The sequence below is a fragment of the Bacillus cereus group sp. BceL220 genome (genome assembly GCF_051776965.1).
GTDB classification, from domain to species: Bacteria; Bacillota; Bacilli; order Bacillales; family Bacillaceae_G; genus Bacillus_A; species Bacillus_A cereus.
On record NZ_JBPWBC010000003.1, the window covers coordinates 332,919 to 352,289 of the forward strand.

The following is a 19,371-nucleotide window of genomic DNA, read 5'->3' on the forward strand; positions in this document are numbered from 1 at the left end:
GAAAACTTGCAAGGAAGAGTGGCTCTTTATTATTTGAAACAGGCATAGGAAGGAAATATGTAATATTGCATATCTTAAATATTATCTTGTTAATATCACTTTATCTTTATATAATATTTAAGTATTTTAAATTTGTTAATTTATTCCTTGTGTGGGAAAAAATAAAACCAATTGAAATATTTTAAATTTTTGGAGGTGCTTGTATTGAGTATTAAGAAAAAAAGTCGTTTTATGTTTGGATCTGTTTTATCTTTAGGTATTTTAGCTAGTAGTTTCGCTTTAACTGAACCAGCTAAAGCTGATACTAGTGATAGTCATGTGAGTTTTACTTTTAGACTTTGGAATGCATATGATTATACTACTGCACGTGCTAAAGAAAATTCTTCTTCTATGTATATGCGTGTTAAGAGTAGTGATAATGGCGGTGGTTCTTTCAACGTTTGGGCAGAAGCGGATAAAAATAGAAAAGCAAATAATAGAAAATGGGTAAATGTATCAGGTGATCATGAAGGAACAGTTAAACCTGGTAAAACTTATCTTTTCCAAAATTCTGCATATGAAGACTATGGGAAAAATGTTCCTGTTAGATTTGGTGGTTATTCTAGGGAAAATAATGCTTATCCTACTGCTTGGAGTCCTGATAGCAGAAGACCTGGTGGATCTTATACTGAATATTGATTTGAAATTATTTACTTTTATAATACTAGAAAAAGTCGTATAATCCAGATCAGGAATTATACGACTTTTTCTAATATTTAAATCAAAAATCGGAGGAGCTATAGTGAAGTTTATTTCAAGATATATTTTATTTAGTTTTTTTTTATTGGGTATTTGTTTTTTAGTTTCTTGTCAAAAAGAAGTGAATGAACCAATTGTAAATATTGAAGATACTTTAACGGAAAAAGAAAATTTAAAAAGCATTGAGTTAAAAGAAGTTAAGAAAAATACTATTTTTGAACAAGTATTTTTGGGGAATAAAACTGGTGATGATTTCTACGAGGGGCAGATAGATACAAATGATATTACAATAGAAGATAAACTTTCAAATAAAAATTTAAAACTAGGGGTTATACCGGAAAATCATTATGTTTTTTTAACAGGTATTACTAATGAAAAAAAACCTTCTTATCTTTTGGGACGTATTGAACAAACAGATGGGAAAATAATTCAGTGGAAACAAGAAGTTAAGAATGTAAAAAGAAAAGGTACAAATGATGTTTATCAGTATGAAGTTATGTTTCCTAAGTTTGAGGGTGAAAAAGTAAATGTATCTTTTCGTTATATTTGGTTAAATAAAGAGAATGAATGTTATGGTGTTGCGAATCAATTATTCATATTAAAAAAGATTTAAATTTTAATTAATGGTTTATGGAGGAACTGTAGATGAGTTATTTTTTTGGAAGGATTTTAAAGGGTAGGATGTTTTGGTTATCTTTATTTATTATGTTTGTAATTGTTAGTACTCAATATATTTCTATGTATGTAACAACTAAAGGATTTAATGATGCCGGAATTATAAAGGTATCTCCATATTTATCTAATATTTTACATTTTAATAGATTACCGTTTTATAGTGAATTTTATCTTATTATATTTCCTATGCTTTCTGCAATGGCTGTATCAGGAATTTATAGAATTGATAAAAATTATGGGTTTATTTATTCAGTTATTTCTAAAATGGGAACGCGTCATTATTTTAGGTTACTTTATTGTATCAACTTCATTGTATCTTTCTTTATTATAAGTTTACCTTTACTATTCAATTTTTATTTATATGCAATGACTTTTCCATCAGTTGCTCCACATCCAGTATTAAATTATATGGCTGCTACTGTTTCACCAACAGCTCAATTTAATACAGTTTATTATGAATATCCTACTTTATATTTTCTAATGTATGTATTTTTAAATGGTTTATATGGTGCGATTTTTTCAAGTTTAGCTTTATCAGTGTCATTTTTTATAAAAAGAGTTTATTTTATTTATTTAGTGCCATTTGTTTTACATATTTTTTGGCTTGGGATTGGAAAATTGATACTTAATCCTAAAGATTATTTAATTAAGGATCTAGGGTTTTTTGAACTACAAATTTTTCTTGGTATTTTGTTGTTTATTTGGTGTTGTTCTGTAGCTCTTTATTTATGGGGGAGTCGGAAAAATGTTCTTTTATAATTTAATTAAAGAAACTATAAGGATGAAATATGTTTGGTTAAGTATTCTTTTTTTACTTAATTCTAGCATTATTGTTTGCTTATTCAATTATTTTGAATCTGGAATTTTAAAAGAGAAAATGAATGAATTAGAAACTTTGTATAAGATTATGTCGTTTTATAATTTGTCAATTATATTCATTCCTTTAACAATGGTTTTTTCTGTATATTCTATGTCGAGCTTTTTTAGTATTTATGTTGTTTATAGAGTGAATAATGCATTCAAATTGGTTTCTATATATTATTTGAAGTTATTAGTTTTTGTTTTCTTTTTTGCTGGTAGTATGATTTTACAGTTATTTTTTATGTCAAATATAATGGCTGTAAATAGTATTGATTTAAATTATGCATTATTATTTTGTGTTCAATTATTTGCAAATATTTTTATATGTATGATAAGTGCTTTTTTACAACTGTTTTTACCTAGTTTAATCGTAATAATATTAATGATAAGTGCTATTTTAGTAGATACATTTATATTAAATGGATTTTTATTTACAAGTGTTTTTTATCTAAATGTTTTTGAAGATGCTAATGCTTTATTTATACGTCTATTTGGATGTTTTTGTATCTTTTTTATAAGTGTATGGATCTTATCTAAAAAAAGTTATATTTCTATAAATGATGAAACAGAGGTGAGCTAATTTTAATTATGAGTTTATATTATTTACTAAAAAGGGATTTATATTTAAGGTTTAGGGATGCAATTAAGATAACGATTTTTTTATTCTTAATTTATACTGTTGTTGTATTTGTTTTTATATATAATCAGTCTCTTATTAATGGTAAGGAACCTTTATTATTAGATGTTAATTTTTATCGATTTTTTCATGGAGTAGATTTTGTTGATTTGTCTAATTTTCATAAAGAGGGACGATTTTCCATTCCTTTTTATTGGATATTTTTTCAGATTGTTCCTTTGTTGTTGGTGGGTAATTTTTCTTTTTCTGATATTCAACAGAATGGTATTTATTTATTTCCTCGTGTTAAGAAGAGGCATGTCCTTTGGTTAACTAAAGTAATATCTTTGTTCTTTTATATAATTATTATTTGGAGTGTTATGTATTTTATTTGGTTTACTGTTTATTTTCTATGTTTGTTTGATGAGTATTCTTTTTATGATTTATATAGTCAGTTTTCTTATAAGATGCTAGGTACTATGTTAATTCAAATAATTATAAGTTTTTTATTAACTTTAGTCTTTGAATTTTTAACGTTTTATATATCAATAACTATCGCCTTTTTATTGATATTTATGTATCTGTTTTTGTCTATTTTCTTCCATAGTACTTATCTTTTAGGTTCTTTTGTTATGCCAAATCGTTGGTATTTTGTTGATCATAGTTCAATTCAATTGACTTTAGGTTATTATCAATCTATTCAATGTAATGATTTAGTTTTAATAGGAGTAGTAATTGTTGTTGTAATGATTTTATTAGGTAGTTTTTGTTTTAAAAAACTAGATGTGATAGGTGAATAATTTATGGATAATTATATTAAATGTGAATGTATGATGAAAAGATTAAAGGGAAATATTGTTTTAGATAATATTAGTTTGTCAGTAAAAAAAGGAGAGTTTTTAGTTTTGAAGGGTCATAATGGCTCTGGTAAAACGATGATTTTACGAGCTATATCAGGGTTAATGCGGTTGAATTCGGGAGTTGTTTATGTAGATAATGAAATAATTGGAAAACAAAAGCAATTTCCTGATTCTATGGGAATATTGATTGAATATCCAAGCTTTATTCCAGGATATACTGGTTTTCAGAATCTGAAATTTTTATCATCAATTAACAATAAAATTTCTGATGAGGAAATTTATAATATTATTCAAAGAGTTGGACTTGATAAAACAGATAAGAGAAAGTATAAAAGATACTCTTTAGGTATGAAACAACGTTTAGGGATAGCACAAGCCTTAATGGAACAACCAAAACTATTGTTATTAGACGAACCAACTAATGCTTTAGATAGTGATGGGATAAAGGATGTTTTGGATATTTTGAAAGTAGAAAAATCCAAGGGAACGACTATTATTGTAGCCAGTCATGATGTGCATGTTCTAGATAATGAAATAGTAGATCGTATTGTACATGTTAGTAATGGGAAGTTGGTAGATTAAGGGTGAAAAGAAAACGTGTATTAATAATAATTGGATTGTGTGTGTTGGTGCTATGTATATTGGCTAGTTTTTTTAGATTTAAAACATTAAATCAAAATAATGAATCGTATAAAGTACTGAAGGATAAGTTTTTATCTAATAGAACTTTTGAAGATGGACAAGGAGTTAAGTTTAATGCACTTATGCCTCTTGAACCTATAAAAACGTATGATGCGTATGAAAATCGTGAAGTAGAGACTTATATTTTACCTTTAGATATTACAAATACAACAAATCATGATATTGATTTGCTTAGTAATAAGTCTATTTCTAATACAATGTTTTATTCTAAAATAGGGGGATTTTATAATTTAATTCCTTATTCAATAGAGTTACCTGAAGAATATAAGTTTGATTCTGTAATACCTGCTGGTAAAACAGTACGAGGATATATAGGGACAAATTATTTTATAGGGGATGACCCTTATAAAAATTATAAAAACTTTTCAAATGAATCAACTAAGGTGAAATTCATTTCTTTTATGAAGGATCAGAAAGGGAAATATCATGAATTAGAAATACCAATAAATTAATAAAATTCATGATTGATACAGATATATTTTAAGGGTGTTTTTTGCTGTGGGTGAGTAGATCTTGCAACATAATAATATCTTATAAAGTCGGAGTTGTTTCGCAGGTGTAAGTATCTATGGATGCTGCACCTGCGGAATTTCCGACTTTTTGTAATTGTTCATTTAAAACTAATAGATTTCCTTCGATTATCCTCTTTTAAAGGGGGATATTTAATACGAGATTTGCAATAGAGGGATAGAGAAAAGACATATTAGTTTGTTGGAACAAATGAAATGAAAACTTTTTTTGAATATAAGGCCTGACATTCGGCCGATTGTTGTCATAGTTATAAGACAAGTGTTACAATTATCATTAGGTATATACATTTTAGTTTTTTAATTAGGAGAAAAATTGGCATAACATACATTTGATTTTTACAACGACTGATTGTAATAGAGAAAAAGAAAAACAATCGGAAGTTTTATTTTAATAAAAGAGGAGCGTATTTCCTATGATCGGTATTTTAAAAAAGGTGTTTGATGTAAACCAACGCCAAATTAAACGTATGCAAAAGACAGTTGAGCAAATTGATGCATTAGAGTCATCTATTAAGCCACTAACTGATGAACAATTAAAAGGAAAGACGCTTGAATTTAAAGAACGTCTAACAAAAGGTGAAACAGTAGATGATCTACTACCTGAAGCTTTTGCAGTTGTTCGCGAAGCGGCAACTCGTGTTCTTGGAATGCGTCCATATGGCGTACAGTTAATGGGTGGTATTGCCTTACATGAAGGGAATATTTCTGAGATGAAAACGGGTGAAGGTAAAACGTTAACATCTACATTACCTGTATATTTAAATGCTTTAACAGGAAAAGGTGTTCACGTTGTTACAGTCAATGAATACTTAGCACAACGTGATGCGAACGAAATGGGACAACTTCATGAGTTCCTTGGCTTAACGGTAGGAATTAACTTAAATAGTATGTCACGCGAAGAGAAACAAGAGGCTTATGCTGCTGATATTACGTATAGCACAAATAATGAGCTTGGATTCGATTACTTACGTGACAACATGGTTTTATATAAAGAGCAGTGCGTTCAACGTCCACTTCACTTTGCTATTATCGATGAAGTCGATTCTATTTTAGTCGATGAAGCGCGTACGCCGCTTATTATTTCAGGACAAGCTCAAAAATCAACAGAGCTATACATGTTTGCAAATGCATTCGTTCGTACGTTAGAAAATGAAAAAGAGTATTCATTTGATGTGAAAACGAAAAATGTAATGTTAACAGAAGATGGTATTACGAAAGCAGAGAAAGCTTTCCATATTGAAAACTTATTCGATTTAAAACATGTAGCACTTCTTCACCATATTAATCAGGGGCTTCGTGCACACGTTGTTATGCACCGTGATACAGATTATGTTGTACAAGAAGGCGAAATCGTAATTGTAGACCAATTTACTGGTCGTCTTATGAAAGGTCGTCGTTATAGCGAAGGATTACACCAAGCGATTGAAGCAAAAGAAGGTGTAGAAATTCAAAATGAGAGTATGACGCTTGCGACAATTACATTCCAGAACTACTTCCGTATGTATGAAAAATTATCTGGTATGACTGGTACAGCGAAAACAGAGGAAGAGGAATTCCGTAACATTTACAATATGAACGTTATTGTAATTCCAACAAACAAACCGATTATTCGTGATGATCGTGCTGATTTAATCTTTAAATCAATGGAAGGTAAGTTCAATGCTGTTGTTGAGGATATTGTAAATCGTCATAAACAAGGGCAACCTGTTCTTGTAGGTACAGTTGCAATTGAAACTTCAGAGCTTATTTCAAAAATGTTAACACGTAAAGGTGTACGTCATAACATTTTAAATGCGAAAAACCATGCGCGTGAAGCAGATATCATTGCAGAAGCTGGTATGAAAGGTGCTGTAACGATTGCAACGAATATGGCTGGTCGTGGTACAGATATTAAGCTTGGAGACGATGTGAAAATCTTCGGTCTAGCAGTTATCGGTACAGAACGTCATGAAAGCCGTCGTATTGATAATCAGTTACGTGGTCGTGCTGGTCGTCAAGGGGACCCTGGTGTGACGCAGTTCTACTTATCAATGGAAGATGAATTAATGCGCCGATTTGGTTCAGATAATATGAAAGCAATGATGGATCGTCTTGGTATGGATGATTCTCAGCCAATTGAAAGTAAAATGGTTTCTCGTGCGGTAGAGTCTGCACAAAAACGTGTTGAAGGAAATAACTATGATGCACGTAAGCAGTTATTACAATACGATGATGTACTTCGTCAGCAACGTGAAGTTATTTATAAGCAACGTCAAGAAGTAATGGAATCGGAAAACTTACGTGGCATTATTGAAGGTATGATGAAATCTACAGTAGAACGTGCTGTTGCGCTTCATACACAAGAGGAAATTGAAGAGGATTGGAACATTAAAGGTCTTGTTGACTACTTAAATACAAACCTTCTTCAAGAAGGAGACATAAAAGAAGAAGAATTACGTCGCCTTGCTCCTGAGGAAATGAGCGAACCGATTATCGCGAAATTAATAGAGCGTTATAATGACAAAGAAAAGCTTATGCCAGAAGAGCAAATGCGTGAGTTTGAGAAGGTTGTTGTATTCCGCGTTGTAGATACGAAATGGACGGAGCATATTGATGCGATGGATCACCTTCGTGAAGGTATTCATTTACGTGCTTACGGTCAAATTGATCCACTTCGTGAGTACCAAATGGAAGGATTCGCGATGTTCGAGTCAATGGTTGCTTCTATTGAAGAGGAAATTTCTCGTTACATTATGAAAGCTGAAATTGAACAAAACTTAGAACGTCAAGAAGTTGTTCAAGGTGAAGCTGTTCATCCATCTAGCGATGGCGAAGAAGCGAAGAAAAAGCCAGTTGTAAAAGGTGACCAAGTGGGCCGCAACGATTTATGTAAATGTGGTAGCGGTAAAAAATATAAAAACTGCTGTGGTATTGTTCAGTAATATAGGGCGGTAGCTTTGGCTGCTTTGCAAACTTTTATATCAAAAATGTATAATTAAGAAGAATTAAACTCTCTCCGTAATAAGTGGAGAGAGTTTCCCTTGTTTTCATACGAAAGTAACAGCAATTACATAGAGGTGAAGGAAATGGAATTAGTAGAAATTAGACAGGAATTAGAGAAAATGGCTAAGCGATTAGCGGCTTTTAGGGGGTCTCTTTGACCTCCCTACTAAGGAGAAACATATTGCAGAATTAGAAGAAAAAATGATGGGCGCAGGATTTTGGGATGATCAACAAGGCGCGCAAGTTGTAATTAATGAAGCGAATGCGTTAAAAGATATGGTTGGAAGCTTCCGTCAGTTAGATGAAACGTTCGAAAATTTAGAAGTAACGCATGAGCTTTTAAAAGAAGAATATGATGAAGATTTACATGAGGAATTAGAAGCAGAAGTAAAAGGCTTAATTCAAGAAATGAATGAGTATGAGCTTCAGTTACTATTAAGCGATCCTTATGATAAAAATAATGCGATTTTAGAATTACATCCAGGTGCAGGTGGAACTGAGTCACAAGACTGGGGTTCTATGTTATTACGTATGTATACACGTTGGGCTGAAAAACGTGGATTTAAAGTAGAAACAGTTGACTATTTACCAGGTGATGAAGCTGGTATTAAGAGTGTAACTTTATTAATTAAAGGTCATAACGCTTACGGTTACTTAAAAGCAGAGAAAGGTGTACATCGTCTTGTACGTATTTCACCATTCGATTCTTCAGGACGTCGTCATACATCGTTTGTATCTTGTGAAGTTGTACCAGAGTTCAATGATGAAGTTGAAATCGAAGTACGTACAGAAGATTTAAAAATTGATACGTACCGCGCAAGTGGAGCGGGTGGGCAGCACGTAAATACGACAGATTCAGCAGTTCGTATTACACATACACCGACAAATACAGTTGTAACGTGTCAGTCAGAGCGTTCACAAATTAAAAACCGTGAGCATGCGATGAAGATGTTAAAAGCGAAATTATATCAAAAGAAACTAGAAGAGCAACAGGCGCAATTAGATGAAATCCGCGGGGAACAAAAAGAAATCGGATGGGGTAGCCAAATCCGTTCTTACGTATTCCACCCGTATTCTCTTGTAAAAGACCACCGTACAAATACGGAGGTTGGTAACGTACAAGCAGTTATGGATGGAGAGATTGATCCATTTATTGATGCTTACTTACGTTCTCGCATCTAATAAGCGAAAAAAAGCCAACAAAATTGTTGGCACATGCTGAGGATATAGAGGATAGAAAGAATTTGATTTTATTTTTATAGATGAAGTAAAGAGGAAGAGAAGTTGGAAACGACAACTTCTCTTTTTGATGGGATTATATGTAGATTACAATGCTGTATATTGTTTTGTAAAAAGTAGAGAATAGTAAAATAGAGCGGTAATAGGGGAAAGATTTATATAGAACTTTTCTAATTTTCCTTTTAAAAAGGATTCTTTATAGAAGTTCTTTAAGTTGTTCACAGAATTGAAACAACTTATGAAAGCTTTATTTTATCAAGGTTCTCACTGTATTTTTGAGGAATATGAAATACACCTTGGTTTTTCTATATAAAGATAATGCTTATAATGAAAATGAGTGTGTTAAGAATAAAAAGAATATCAACAATGGGGAGCGATAGAATTGAAAAAGAAATTGTTGGCTATTGCGCTAGGGACATCGGTTGTTTTTGCTTTAGGAGCATGCGGAAATAAAGAAGAGAGTAAGTCTTCGAAACAGTCTGCAAGCACAGACAGCGCAGAACAAATTTTCCAAAGAAGTTGTGCGGGATGTCACGCAACAGATTTATCAGGGGCAACTGGACCTGATTTAAGAAAAGTAGGCGGTAAGTACGACGCTGCAGATATCGAAGAGATTATTAAAAAAGGCCGCGGTTCAATGTCACCAGGACTTATTCAAGGTGAAGATGCGAAAAAAGTGTCTGAATGGTTAGCTGAACATAAATAAAAAAGGTGAAATGGACGAGTTGATAATATAGTCAACTCGTTTTCCTTTTTTCTGGTATGTAACATAACTGTAACAAAAATGTATCCAAATTGGAAACCGTTTGATGTTACAATGGGGTTTGTAGAATTTTGCTGAAATATATTACATAGAGTGGTATTGCTTATGAGAAAGCATAAGTAAACTATCTTCAACAAGGATGAATAAGTGAAAATGAAGGATGTCTTTTATTTTCAGATGTACAGAAAAGTATTTCGAAAAAAATCATTAAGTATTGGGTGATAAATAATGATAAAAATGACGAATGTTTATAAGGAGTACCCGAATGGTATGAAAGCCATTGCTGGTCTTACAGTTAACATTAAACAAGGTGAATTCGTATACGTAGTTGGACCGAGTGGAGCCGGAAAATCTACATTTATTAAAATGATGTATCGTGAAGAGAAACCATCTACAGGATCTATTAATGTAAATGGACTTACTATCGAAACATTGGCAGAAAGAGACGTTCCGTATTTTCGTCGTCAATTAGGCGTAATTTTCCAAGATTTTAAATTGCTACCTAAATTAACGGTATATGAGAATGTTGCGTTTGCTTTAGAAGTAATTGAAGAAGAACCGGATGCAATTCGTGAGCGTGTAACAGAAGTTCTAGGTCTTGTAGGCCTTGAAGATCGTGCAGACGCACTTCCAAGTGAGCTTTCGGGCGGGGAGCAACAACGTGTGGCTATTGCAAGAGCAATTGTAAATAGACCAAAGGTTGTAATTGCCGATGAGCCAACAGGTAACTTAGATATTGAAACAGCTCTTGATATTATGAATATTTTTACTCGCATTAATGAGCGCGGCACAACGATCGTTATGGCGACGCATAATGCAGATATCGTAAATACAATCCGTCATCGTGTAATCGCGATTGAAGGCGGAAAAATTGTTCGAGATGAGATTGAGGGAGGATACGGATATGAAGGCTAAGACCCTTAGTCGACATTTGCGAGAAGGTGTAAAGAATCTATCACGTAACGGATGGATGACATTTGCTTCTGTTAGTGCAGTAACAGTTACATTATTACTTGTAGGTGTCTTTTTAACAGCGATTATGAATATGAACCATTTTGCGACGAAAGTAGAGCAAGATGTAGAGATTCGTGTACACATTGATCCAGCTGCAAAAGAAGCGGATCAAAAGAAATTAGAAGAAGATATGAGTAAGATTGCAAAAGTAGATTCTATTAAATATTCTTCTAAAGAAGAAGAGTTAAAACGTTTAATTAAAAGCTTAGGTGATAGTGGAAAAACGTTTGAGTTATTTGAACAAGATAACCCACTTAAAAACGTATTCGTTGTAAAAGCAAAAGAACCAACAGATACAGCAACAATCGCGAAGAAAGTTGAAAAAATGCAGTTTGTCAGTAATGTTCAGTACGGAAAAGGGCAAGTTGAACGATTATTTGATACTGTAAAAACTGGTCGTAACATTGGGATTGCGTTAATTGCTGGTCTTTTATTCACAGCGATGTTCTTAATCTCTAATACAATTAAAATTACAATTTATGCTCGTAGTACAGAAATTGAAATTATGAAACTTGTTGGTGCAACAAACTGGTTTATTCGTTGGCCATTCTTGCTAGAGGGATTATTCTTAGGAGTATTAGGATCAATTATTCCAATTGGCCTAATTCTAGTTACGTATAATTCGTTGCAAGGTGTGTTTAACGAAAAACTTGGCGGAACAATTTTCGAGCTTCTACCATACAGTCCTTTCGTATTCCAATTAGCTGGTTTACTAGTTTTAATCGGTGCTTTAATCGGTATGTGGGGAAGTGTAATGTCAATTCGTCGCTTCTTAAAAGTATAAAAAGTTGCAAACATAATTCGTACAAGCTTATCATATAGTAGAAATAGGTAAAGGCATCACACACTGTGTGATGCCTTTTGCTACACCACCTGTGTGTTTTGGAAAGGGGAATTCCGCATTGAAACGTAGAGTTGCAATTATTGGAATGGTTGTTGCATTTTTAATTGGTGCTGGCGGAATGTTTGCAGGCATGTCTGTATTTGGGGTTACCCCAGCAGAAGTAACGCAAACAATTTCGAGTGGGAATGCTAGCACTGCGCAAGGGAATTTGGCAAAAATTAATGAGGCGTATGCACTAATTGATTCACGTTATGTGGAAGACGTGAAAGATGAAAAGTTAGTTGAAGGTGCAATACAAGGTATGTTGTCTACGCTGAAGGACCCTTATTCCACGTATATGGATAAAGAAACAGCCAAACAGTTTAGTGAATCGCTTGATCCTGAATTAGAGGGGATTGGGGCTGAGGTGAACAAGACGGACGATAAGCTTATTATCGTATCGCCAATTAAAGGTTCACCAGCAGAAAAGATAGGAATTAAACCGAATGACCAAATTTTATCTGTAGATGGAAACAGTGTGAAAGACTTATCACGTGAAGAAGCGGTATTAAAAATTCGTGGTAAAAAGGGAACGACTGTCGCAATTGAAATTAAACGTGCGGGAGTAACTGATCCGATTGTATTTAAAATTAAGCGTGAAAAGATTCCAATCTTTACAGTGTTTAGTTCTGTGAAGCAAGAGAGTGGAAAAGATATCGGTTATATGCAAATCACTTCTTTTGCTGAGAATACAGCGAAGGAATTTAAGGATCAGTTAAAAGAGTTAGAGAAGAAAAATATAAAAGGCTTAGTTATTGACGTGCGTGGTAATCCTGGTGGCTATTTAAATAGTGTAGAAGATATACTAGGGGAAATTATGACGAATAAAAAGCCAATGCTACAAGTAGAGCAGCGAAATGGTGAGAAGAAGAAATTCTCTACGGAACTGAAAGAGAGAAAACCATATCCAATTTCAGTATTAATTGATAATGGAAGTGCTTCTGCTTCAGAGATTTTAGCGGGTGCGCTGAAAGAAGGAGAAGGATACGATTTAATTGGTGAAAAAACATTTGGTAAAGGTACTGTCCAGCAAGCTGTTCCATTTAAAGACGGCAGCAATATTAAATTAACGATGTTTAAATGGTTAACACCGGATGGGAACTGGATTCATAAAAAAGGAATCGCACCAACAGTAGAAGTGAAGCAACCAAATTATTATCATGCGACACCAATTCAAATTGAAAAAACACTTTCATACAATTCAAATGATGTACAAGTAAAACATGCTCAAGAAATGCTTAAGAGCTTAGGGTATGTACCAGGTCGTGAAGATGGATACTTTAGTAAAGAGACAGAATCGGCGCTGAAAGCATTCCAAAATGCGAATGAGATGGAAGCGACAGGACAGCTTGATAAAAAGACAGCTGAAGCGATTCAAACTAAAATTATCGAAAAAATCCGTTCTGGAGAAAATGATTTACAATTACAGTCAGCATTAAAGTTAATGGCAAAATAAGAAGAAATACAGGCAGTTTGCTGCCTGTATTTTTTTGTGTTAAACAAACGTTTGTTTAGTTGTGATAATATAAAAAGAAAGAATGATATAAATGGTGGTGAATGAGTTCGTGGAGGCGTGGATTTTTGAAATAATGCGGGCAGTTGGACGTTTTTTCTTACACCCTGCTGTCTATATATTTGTAATAAGTAGTATCTTCGTTGGATACTTACGTATGTTAAGAGAACGAAAAGATTTTTCTTTTAAAGTTTATGATATTTGGTTTGAACTGCGAACCTCTCTATTTGCAGGGATTGGATACGGATTAGTAGTATCTATTATTACGATTGGGCTTGGACTTGTTGTTTCTAAAGCAAGCTTATGGGCCATTTTAATTTGGACATTACTATTTGGATTAACGGCTATGTATCGATATTTATCGGCAGCTTATACATTTAGCATTGCGATTGTATGTGTTCTATTATCTTCTAAGCTACCAGTTTCCTTCTTACAGCTTCGAGAAGGTGAAGAGAGTACCATCGTATCCCTTGCTATTTTACTGGGCGTTATGCTTATTGTAGAAGGCTTATTGATTTCTAAAAACGCAGTAGGATACTCTACACCGAAGATTAGGAAGGGGAAGCGTGGGCTAAAGATTGGTTTACACGAATCAAAGCGTTTATGGATCGTTCCTATTTTTATTCTTGTACCGGGTGATGCGGTAACGCAGTTTATTTCATGGTGGCCTGTCGTTTCAATAGGTTCAAATACATATTCTCTATTCCTCGTTCCATTTTTAATTGGGTTTATGAGAAAGATTAAAAGTTATGAGCCGACGGAAGCTTTATTATTTACAGGAAGACGTGTTTATGGATTAGCAGGACTTGTGCTCGTTTTAGGAATCGCAAGTTACTGGTGGCACGTACTTGCAATTATCGCGATGGGAGTCGCGATGCTTGGGCGTTTCACAATTTCGATGCAAGAGAAAATTGCCGATGAAACAAGACCAGCGTATTTTGCTGCACGCAATGATGGGCTCGTTGTACTAGATACAATTCCAAATACAATTGGAGCAGAGCTAAAATTACTGCCTGGAGAAATTATTACGAAAGTAAATGGAGTCATTCCAAAAAGCGCCGAGGAATTTTATGATGCGCTTCAAACGAAGACGACAGGAGCATTTTGTAAATTAGAAGTATTAGATACAAATGGTGAGCTTCGTCTTGCACAAACTGCATTATATGCTGGTGGACATCACGAATTAGGTATTGTATTCGTTGAACAGGAGCATGAGTGGGATTCGGAAGCGATGTAATAGAAGGAGAGGTATCACCTTGCGGTGATACCTTTTTTGTTTTTTTGGGGGGAAGGGTAGTTAGTAAATGAAATTTATATCGGCGATTTTCCGAATATATCAGCGCAACTTAAAATATATCGGCGATTTTGGAAATATATCAGCGGTTATTCGAATATATCGACTTTCCGGCAAAACACGACAACTATCGCAAAGCTTATTTTCAGTTTCATAGACGGATAACTTGAATAATTATTTGATAATGGTTATCATTTAGGGAGTCTTTTGGATTTTGGAAAATGGAGGGAAGATATGCTACGTAAATTTTTTTCTTACTATAGACCGTATAAAGGTTTATTTATACTCGACTTTTCTTGTGCAGTTATCGCAGGATTACTGGAACTTGGCTTTCCGCTTATCGTAAACCAATTTATTGATAAGTTATTGCCAGGGCAAAACTGGACGCTTATTTTATGGGCGTGTTTCGGTTTATTTGCAGTTTATATGTTAAATGCAGGCCTGCAATATGTTGTTACATATTGGGGACATATGCTTGGGGTTAACATTGAAACAGATATGAGGCAGAAATTATTTGATCATATTCAAAAGCTATCATTCAGATTTTTTGATAATAATAAAACAGGTCATTTAATTTCGCGTCTTACAAACGATTTAATGGAAATTGGGGAAATTGCTCACCATGGACCAGAAGATTTGTTTATCGCTATTATGACTTTAGTTGGGGCATTCTCATTTATGATGATGATTAACTGGAAGTTAGCGCTATTAACGTTCTTCGTCATTCCATTCTTATTATGGTTGGCGCTTTACTTCAATAAAAAAATGACAGGTACGTTCAGACGTTTATTCTCAGATGTTGCTGATTTCAATGCATGTATTGAGAACAACGTTGGTGGTATTCGCGTTGTACAAGCATTCGGAAATGAAAAGTTTGAGAAAGAGCAATTTGCTGTCAACAACGCTCGTTTCCGTACAACGAAATTAATGGCGTATAAAATTATGGCGTTAAATTCGTCGATTAGTTATATGCTCATGCGTCTCGTAACGCTCTTCGTATTAATATGCGGCACATGGTTTGTTCTGCAAGGAGAATTAACGTACGGTGGATTTATCGGATTCGTTCTATTAACGAATATTTTCTTCCGTCCAATTGAAAAAATTAACGCGGTAATCGAAAGCTATCCGAAAGGAATCGCTGGTTTTAAAAGGTATGTAGAGCTTCTTGAAACAGAGCCTGACATTGTAGACTCTAAAGATGCAATGGAAGTTAAGCAGGTACATGGTGATATTCAATATAACAACATTACGTTCGGATATGAAAATAAAGAACCGATTTTAAATGACATTAGTTTGAACATACATGCAGGTGAAACGGTTGCGTTCGTTGGACCATCAGGAGCAGGGAAAACGACGTTATGTAGCCTATTACCACGTTTTTATGAGCAATCATCTGGATCAATTCAAATTGATGGTATTGATACGAAAGATATGACATTATCTTCACTTCGTAAGCAAATTGGAATTGTGCAGCAAGATGTGTTCTTATTCTCAGGAACAATTCGTGAAAATATTGCTTACGGGAACTTAAAGGCGTCAGAAGCTGAAATTTGGCAGGCAGTAAAACGTGCGCAGTTAGAAGACTTAATTTACTCACAACCAGACGGTTTAGATACTGTTATTGGTGAGCGTGGTGTAAAACTTTCTGGTGGACAGAAGCAGCGTCTAGCAATTGCTCGTATGTTCTTGAAAAACCCGCCAATTTTAATACTAGATGAAGCTACTTCCGCACTAGATACTGAGACGGAACTTGCAATTCAAAAATCACTTGCTGAATTAGCAGCTGGTCGTACAACGTTAGTTATTGCTCACAGACTTGCAACGATTAAAAATGCAGATCGAATCGTCGTTGTAAATAAAGACGGTATTGCAGAACAAGGTTCACATGATGAATTAATTGAGCGAGGCGGAGGGTACAGTAGGTTATACGAAGCTCAGTTTAGTTCGTAAATATAATTTGTACTGAATTAGTGCACCATAAGTAGGTGAAAATCTCATATGGGAGGCTATAAAGTATGATTGTAACAACAACGTCTACAATTCAAGGAAAAGAAATTATTGAGTATATCGATATCGTCAATGGAGAAGCGATTATGGGTGCGAATATTGTTCGTGACCTCTTCGCTTCTGTCCGTGACGTTGTCGGCGGTCGTGCGGGTGCTTATGAAAGTAAATTAAAAGAAGCACGCGACATTGCAATGGAAGAGATGAAAACTTTCGCAAGACAAAAAAATGCGAATGCCATTGTTGGTATTGACGTGGACTACGAAGTCGTTCGCGAAGGGATGCTAATGGTTGCTGTGAGCGGGACTGCCGTCCGAATATAAAATAAAAAGCCGTGCTGATGCACGGCTTTTTACTTTATATGTCGAAGTTTCAATATTTCTTGGGAAATGTGTAAGGCCCCGTCGATATATAGGGAAGACATTAGAGCGCTTCTTTACATTTCCGTATTTGAACTAATAATGTTTCGTATTCTCGTTCGAGAGATGTGATGTCATCGTGATGATTTGGTATGGAAATTCGGCCGATGATTTCTGTTAATTTTGTTTGTAATCGTAACAATTCTTGTTCAGTAACGTTGACAGAATCTCCGGTGGTTCTTTTTGTATATTGCTCGTAATTACCGTGGAAGATTCTTGGTTCACTCTCATCTACTTGGAGAATATGGTCTGCAACAGAGCGAATAAAGACACGGTCATGGCTAATAAAAAGTATTGTGCCAGGATATTCTTGTAACATGGTTTCTAATTCTTCTTGCGTTGCTAAGTCTAAATAGTTTGTCAAACTTATTTCTATTTGCTATTTTTGAATTCGATATTATAAATTTGTGCTTTTGCCAGCGCCTCTGCATCGTTTTTGATTTCATCTAATCCATTCGCATCCCCAATGATATATCCTTCAAATGATGAACCAACAAAATCAAAGATATATTGGAATTGAGCAATAAGCGGTAATGCTTTTAGCTTTGGATTGTCTCCGCCAACGATGACAACATACATTTTTTTGCCTTTCATTTTTTCTTTGAAATGAAGAGATGTATCGCGCAAGCTTTGTGACCAGCGATCAACAAAGTTTTTCATATGTCCACTCATTCCGTACCAATATAATGGCGTAGCAAAGATAATCGTGTCGTGCTCTAGCATGCGTTTGATTAACTGCTTATAGTCATCATTTACAGGTTGGAATCCTTCTGCATCATGACGTTGGTCTGTAATAGGATAGACTGTGTAATCACGTAAATAAATTTGTTCTGTTTCAATTCCATCAATCATCATATGTGTTAAAGCTTCCGTATTTCCGTTTTGTCTTGAACTGCCATGTATAACAAACATGTAATCATCCCTTTTCTTTTGCTTGTTTTAGGAGTGAAACGTGTTTTTGCAAATTCGTTTGGATGTTGGAAAGTAATGTGATTTGTTTTGTTACTTCATTGAGTTTATCTTCGTAAAGCGTAAGGATACTGCTGCAAGGATTGTCGTACAGGTGCGGTTCAATTTCAAGGCAGCGCAGCATCCTTGCTGTCTCTTCTAAATTTAAGCCAATTTGTAAGTACATTTGAATAAGCTCCACTTTTTCGACGGCACTTTCATCAAAATCACGGTAGCCATTTGCAAGGCGCTTAGAAGGGAGTAATCCCTTTTCTTCGTAATGTCTTAGTGATCTTTCACTAACGCCAGTTTCTTTTGATAATTCTCCAATTCGCAATGTGTTTCACTCCTTTTACATGTATTGTAAACCTTCACACTAATGTGAAGGTCAATGCTGTTTTTTCGCAAAAGAATTTACATGATTTAAGAACACTTGAATGGCTTTAGATGGAATGAAATATTTGCCGCGCACGATGGAGAACGGACGGATTAGTTGTTCATTTGGAACCTCGACGTGGAATAGTTCTCTTGCTAGTAGCTCTTTCCGTACAGTCCAATCAGAAAGTATAGCGATGCCAAGACCGGCACTAACAGCTTCCTTTACGCTTTGGATACTACTGAATGTAAAGAATCGTTTCATTTTTAAATGGTGTTGATGAATAAAGCGGTCACTATAAGCTCGTGTACCAGAACCACTTTCTCTTAGTACCCATACTTGATCTTGGAGTGTGCTTTCATTTATTTCATTTGTGCGGAGCAATGGATGATTTGGCGGAACGACGAGCTTCATTTCATCTTGCATAAACGTTTCAACGTCAACGTCAGCGTATACGACTTGTCCTTCCACTAAGCCGATATCAATTTGATTAGAGCGAAGGCTTTGCAAAACTTCTTCTGTATTTGAGATAAAGGTATGCACTTCGACGCGTGGATTTTCATTCGCATAGTTAGCGAGTATTTTTGGAAGTAAGTATTCGCCAATTGTAAAACTAGCACCGATGCGAAGTGTTCCTGTTACAACGTTATGTAGTTCATTAATTTCTTGCTTAGCATCTTCGTAAAGAGAGAGCATTTGCTTTGCATGTATATATAATATATTTCCAGCTTCCGTGACTTGGACATGTTTCGGAGATCGCTGAATGAGTGTAGTTCCAAATTCGTTTTCTAAGTTGCGTATATGCATACTTACGCCAGGCTGTGAAAGATTTAATAATTCCGCTGCACGGGAGAAATGTTTCTGTTCAACGACAGTAACAAAAATTTTTAAAATGTCTACGTTCATTTGCAAAGCTCCTTTCGTTTTTCTTTCATCTTATCATAAGTATTTCTG

The 19,371-nt window shown here is 34.4% G+C and carries 20 protein-coding genes; 16 read left to right on the forward strand and 4 right to left on the reverse strand.

Features of this window, described 5'->3' with window-relative positions; translation table 11 throughout:
• Window positions 1-204 precede the first annotated feature (204 nt).
• The 16 genes from ACS2FK_RS10680 to ACS2FK_RS10755 all read left to right on the forward strand — a co-directional run bounded on the left by ACS2FK_RS10680 (window position 205) and on the right by ACS2FK_RS10755 (window position 16,997).
• Window positions 205-678 carry a hypothetical protein gene (locus ACS2FK_RS10680; protein ID WP_063549055.1) on the forward strand — a complete coding sequence of 158 codons (474 nt, stop codon included), beginning with the start codon at window positions 205-207 and terminating at the stop codon, window positions 676-678.
• A 103-nt stretch (window positions 679-781) separates the two neighbouring features.
• Entirely contained in the window at window positions 782-1,351 is a 570-nt protein-coding gene (locus ACS2FK_RS10685) for a hypothetical protein (protein WP_063549053.1), read from the forward strand.
• Window positions 1,352-1,383: 32 nt separating this feature from the next.
• Window positions 1,384-2,172 (forward strand): hypothetical protein, encoded by a 789-nt coding sequence (locus ACS2FK_RS10690; protein WP_063549051.1) that lies wholly within the window; start codon window positions 1,384-1,386, stop codon window positions 2,170-2,172.
• On the forward strand, window positions 2,159-2,854 hold the full coding sequence (locus tag ACS2FK_RS10695) for a hypothetical protein (protein ID WP_063549049.1): 696 nt from the start codon (window positions 2,159-2,161) through the stop codon (window positions 2,852-2,854). Before ACS2FK_RS10690 ends, ACS2FK_RS10695 begins: the two co-directional genes overlap by 14 nt.
• Before the next feature lie 8 nt (window positions 2,855-2,862).
• Window positions 2,863-3,690: a hypothetical protein gene (locus ACS2FK_RS10700; protein WP_063549047.1), complete on the forward strand. Its 828-nt coding sequence runs from the start codon at window positions 2,863-2,865 to the stop codon at window positions 3,688-3,690.
• A 3-nt stretch (window positions 3,691-3,693) separates the two neighbouring features.
• Window positions 3,694-4,332 (forward strand): ATP-binding cassette domain-containing protein, encoded by a 639-nt coding sequence (locus tag ACS2FK_RS10705; RefSeq protein ID WP_048558324.1) that lies wholly within the window; start codon window positions 3,694-3,696, stop codon window positions 4,330-4,332.
• A gap of 44 nt (window positions 4,333-4,376) precedes the next feature.
• Window positions 4,377-4,904: a hypothetical protein gene (locus tag ACS2FK_RS10710; protein WP_063549384.1), complete on the forward strand. Its 528-nt coding sequence runs from the start codon at window positions 4,377-4,379 to the stop codon at window positions 4,902-4,904.
• Between the two features lie 491 nt (window positions 4,905-5,395).
• On the forward strand, window positions 5,396-7,903 hold the full coding sequence (gene secA, locus ACS2FK_RS10715; protein ID WP_000579373.1) for a preprotein translocase subunit SecA: 2,508 nt from the start codon (window positions 5,396-5,398) through the stop codon (window positions 7,901-7,903).
• A 144-nt stretch (window positions 7,904-8,047) separates the two neighbouring features.
• Window positions 8,048-9,146, forward strand: a protein-coding gene (gene prfB, locus ACS2FK_RS10720) for a peptide chain release factor 2 (RefSeq protein ID WP_098033360.1) whose coding sequence is annotated in 2 segments (ribosomal slippage) — window positions 8,048-8,119 and window positions 8,121-9,146 — 1,098 coding nt in all. Because the reading frame shifts where the segments join, the coding sequence is not laid out codon by codon here.
• Window positions 9,147-9,585: 439 nt separating this feature from the next.
• A complete protein-coding gene (gene cccB, locus ACS2FK_RS10725) occupies window positions 9,586-9,909 on the forward strand; it encodes a cytochrome c551 (protein ID WP_000727971.1) in 324 nt (107 codons plus the stop codon).
• Between the two features lie 285 nt (window positions 9,910-10,194).
• The gene (gene ftsE, locus ACS2FK_RS10730; protein WP_000594319.1) at window positions 10,195-10,881 is read left to right on the forward strand and encodes a cell division ATP-binding protein FtsE; all 687 of its coding nucleotides are present in this window, start codon (window positions 10,195-10,197) and stop codon (window positions 10,879-10,881) included.
• Window positions 10,871-11,764, forward strand: coding sequence for a permease-like cell division protein FtsX (gene ftsX / locus ACS2FK_RS10735; protein WP_000645028.1), 894 nt, complete (start codon window positions 10,871-10,873; stop codon window positions 11,762-11,764). The genes ftsE and ftsX overlap by 11 nt, the downstream gene beginning before the upstream one ends.
• A 118-nt stretch (window positions 11,765-11,882) precedes the next feature.
• Window positions 11,883-13,319, forward strand: a complete 1,437-nt coding sequence (locus ACS2FK_RS10740) for a S41 family peptidase (protein WP_000830318.1) — start codon at window positions 11,883-11,885, stop codon at window positions 13,317-13,319.
• A gap of 91 nt (window positions 13,320-13,410) precedes the next feature.
• Entirely contained in the window at window positions 13,411-14,613 is a 1,203-nt protein-coding gene (locus ACS2FK_RS10745; protein ID WP_063549043.1) for a PDZ domain-containing protein, read from the forward strand.
• A gap of 291 nt (window positions 14,614-14,904) precedes the next feature.
• Window positions 14,905-16,620: an ABC transporter ATP-binding protein gene (locus tag ACS2FK_RS10750; protein WP_063549041.1), complete on the forward strand. Its 1,716-nt coding sequence runs from the start codon at window positions 14,905-14,907 to the stop codon at window positions 16,618-16,620.
• 65 nt (window positions 16,621-16,685) lie between these two features.
• Window positions 16,686-16,997 carry a heavy metal-binding domain-containing protein gene (locus ACS2FK_RS10755; protein ID WP_000637523.1) on the forward strand — a complete coding sequence of 104 codons (312 nt, stop codon included), beginning with the start codon at window positions 16,686-16,688 and terminating at the stop codon, window positions 16,995-16,997.
• 100 nt (window positions 16,998-17,097) lie between these two features.
• Here ACS2FK_RS10755 and ACS2FK_RS10760 read toward each other — a convergent pair whose 3' ends face one another.
• The 4 genes from ACS2FK_RS10760 to ACS2FK_RS10775 are packed head-to-tail and all read right to left on the reverse strand — an operon-like array spanning window position 17,098 to window position 19,323.
• A complete protein-coding gene (locus ACS2FK_RS10760; RefSeq protein WP_063549039.1) occupies window positions 17,098-17,457 on the reverse strand; it encodes a hypothetical protein in 360 nt (119 codons plus the stop codon).
• A gap of 8 nt (window positions 17,458-17,465) precedes the next feature.
• Complete coding sequence (locus tag ACS2FK_RS10765; protein WP_063549037.1) at window positions 17,466-18,005, reverse strand: flavodoxin family protein; 540 nt, start codon at window positions 18,003-18,005, stop codon at window positions 17,466-17,468.
• A 4-nt stretch (window positions 18,006-18,009) separates the two neighbouring features.
• Complete coding sequence (locus ACS2FK_RS10770) at window positions 18,010-18,378, reverse strand: MerR family transcriptional regulator (RefSeq protein WP_001219212.1); 369 nt, start codon at window positions 18,376-18,378, stop codon at window positions 18,010-18,012.
• Between the two features lie 51 nt (window positions 18,379-18,429).
• On the reverse strand, window positions 18,430-19,323 hold the full coding sequence (locus ACS2FK_RS10775) for a LysR family transcriptional regulator (protein WP_063549035.1): 894 nt from the start codon (window positions 19,321-19,323) through the stop codon (window positions 18,430-18,432).
• Between the last annotated feature and the right edge of the window lie 48 nt (window positions 19,324-19,371).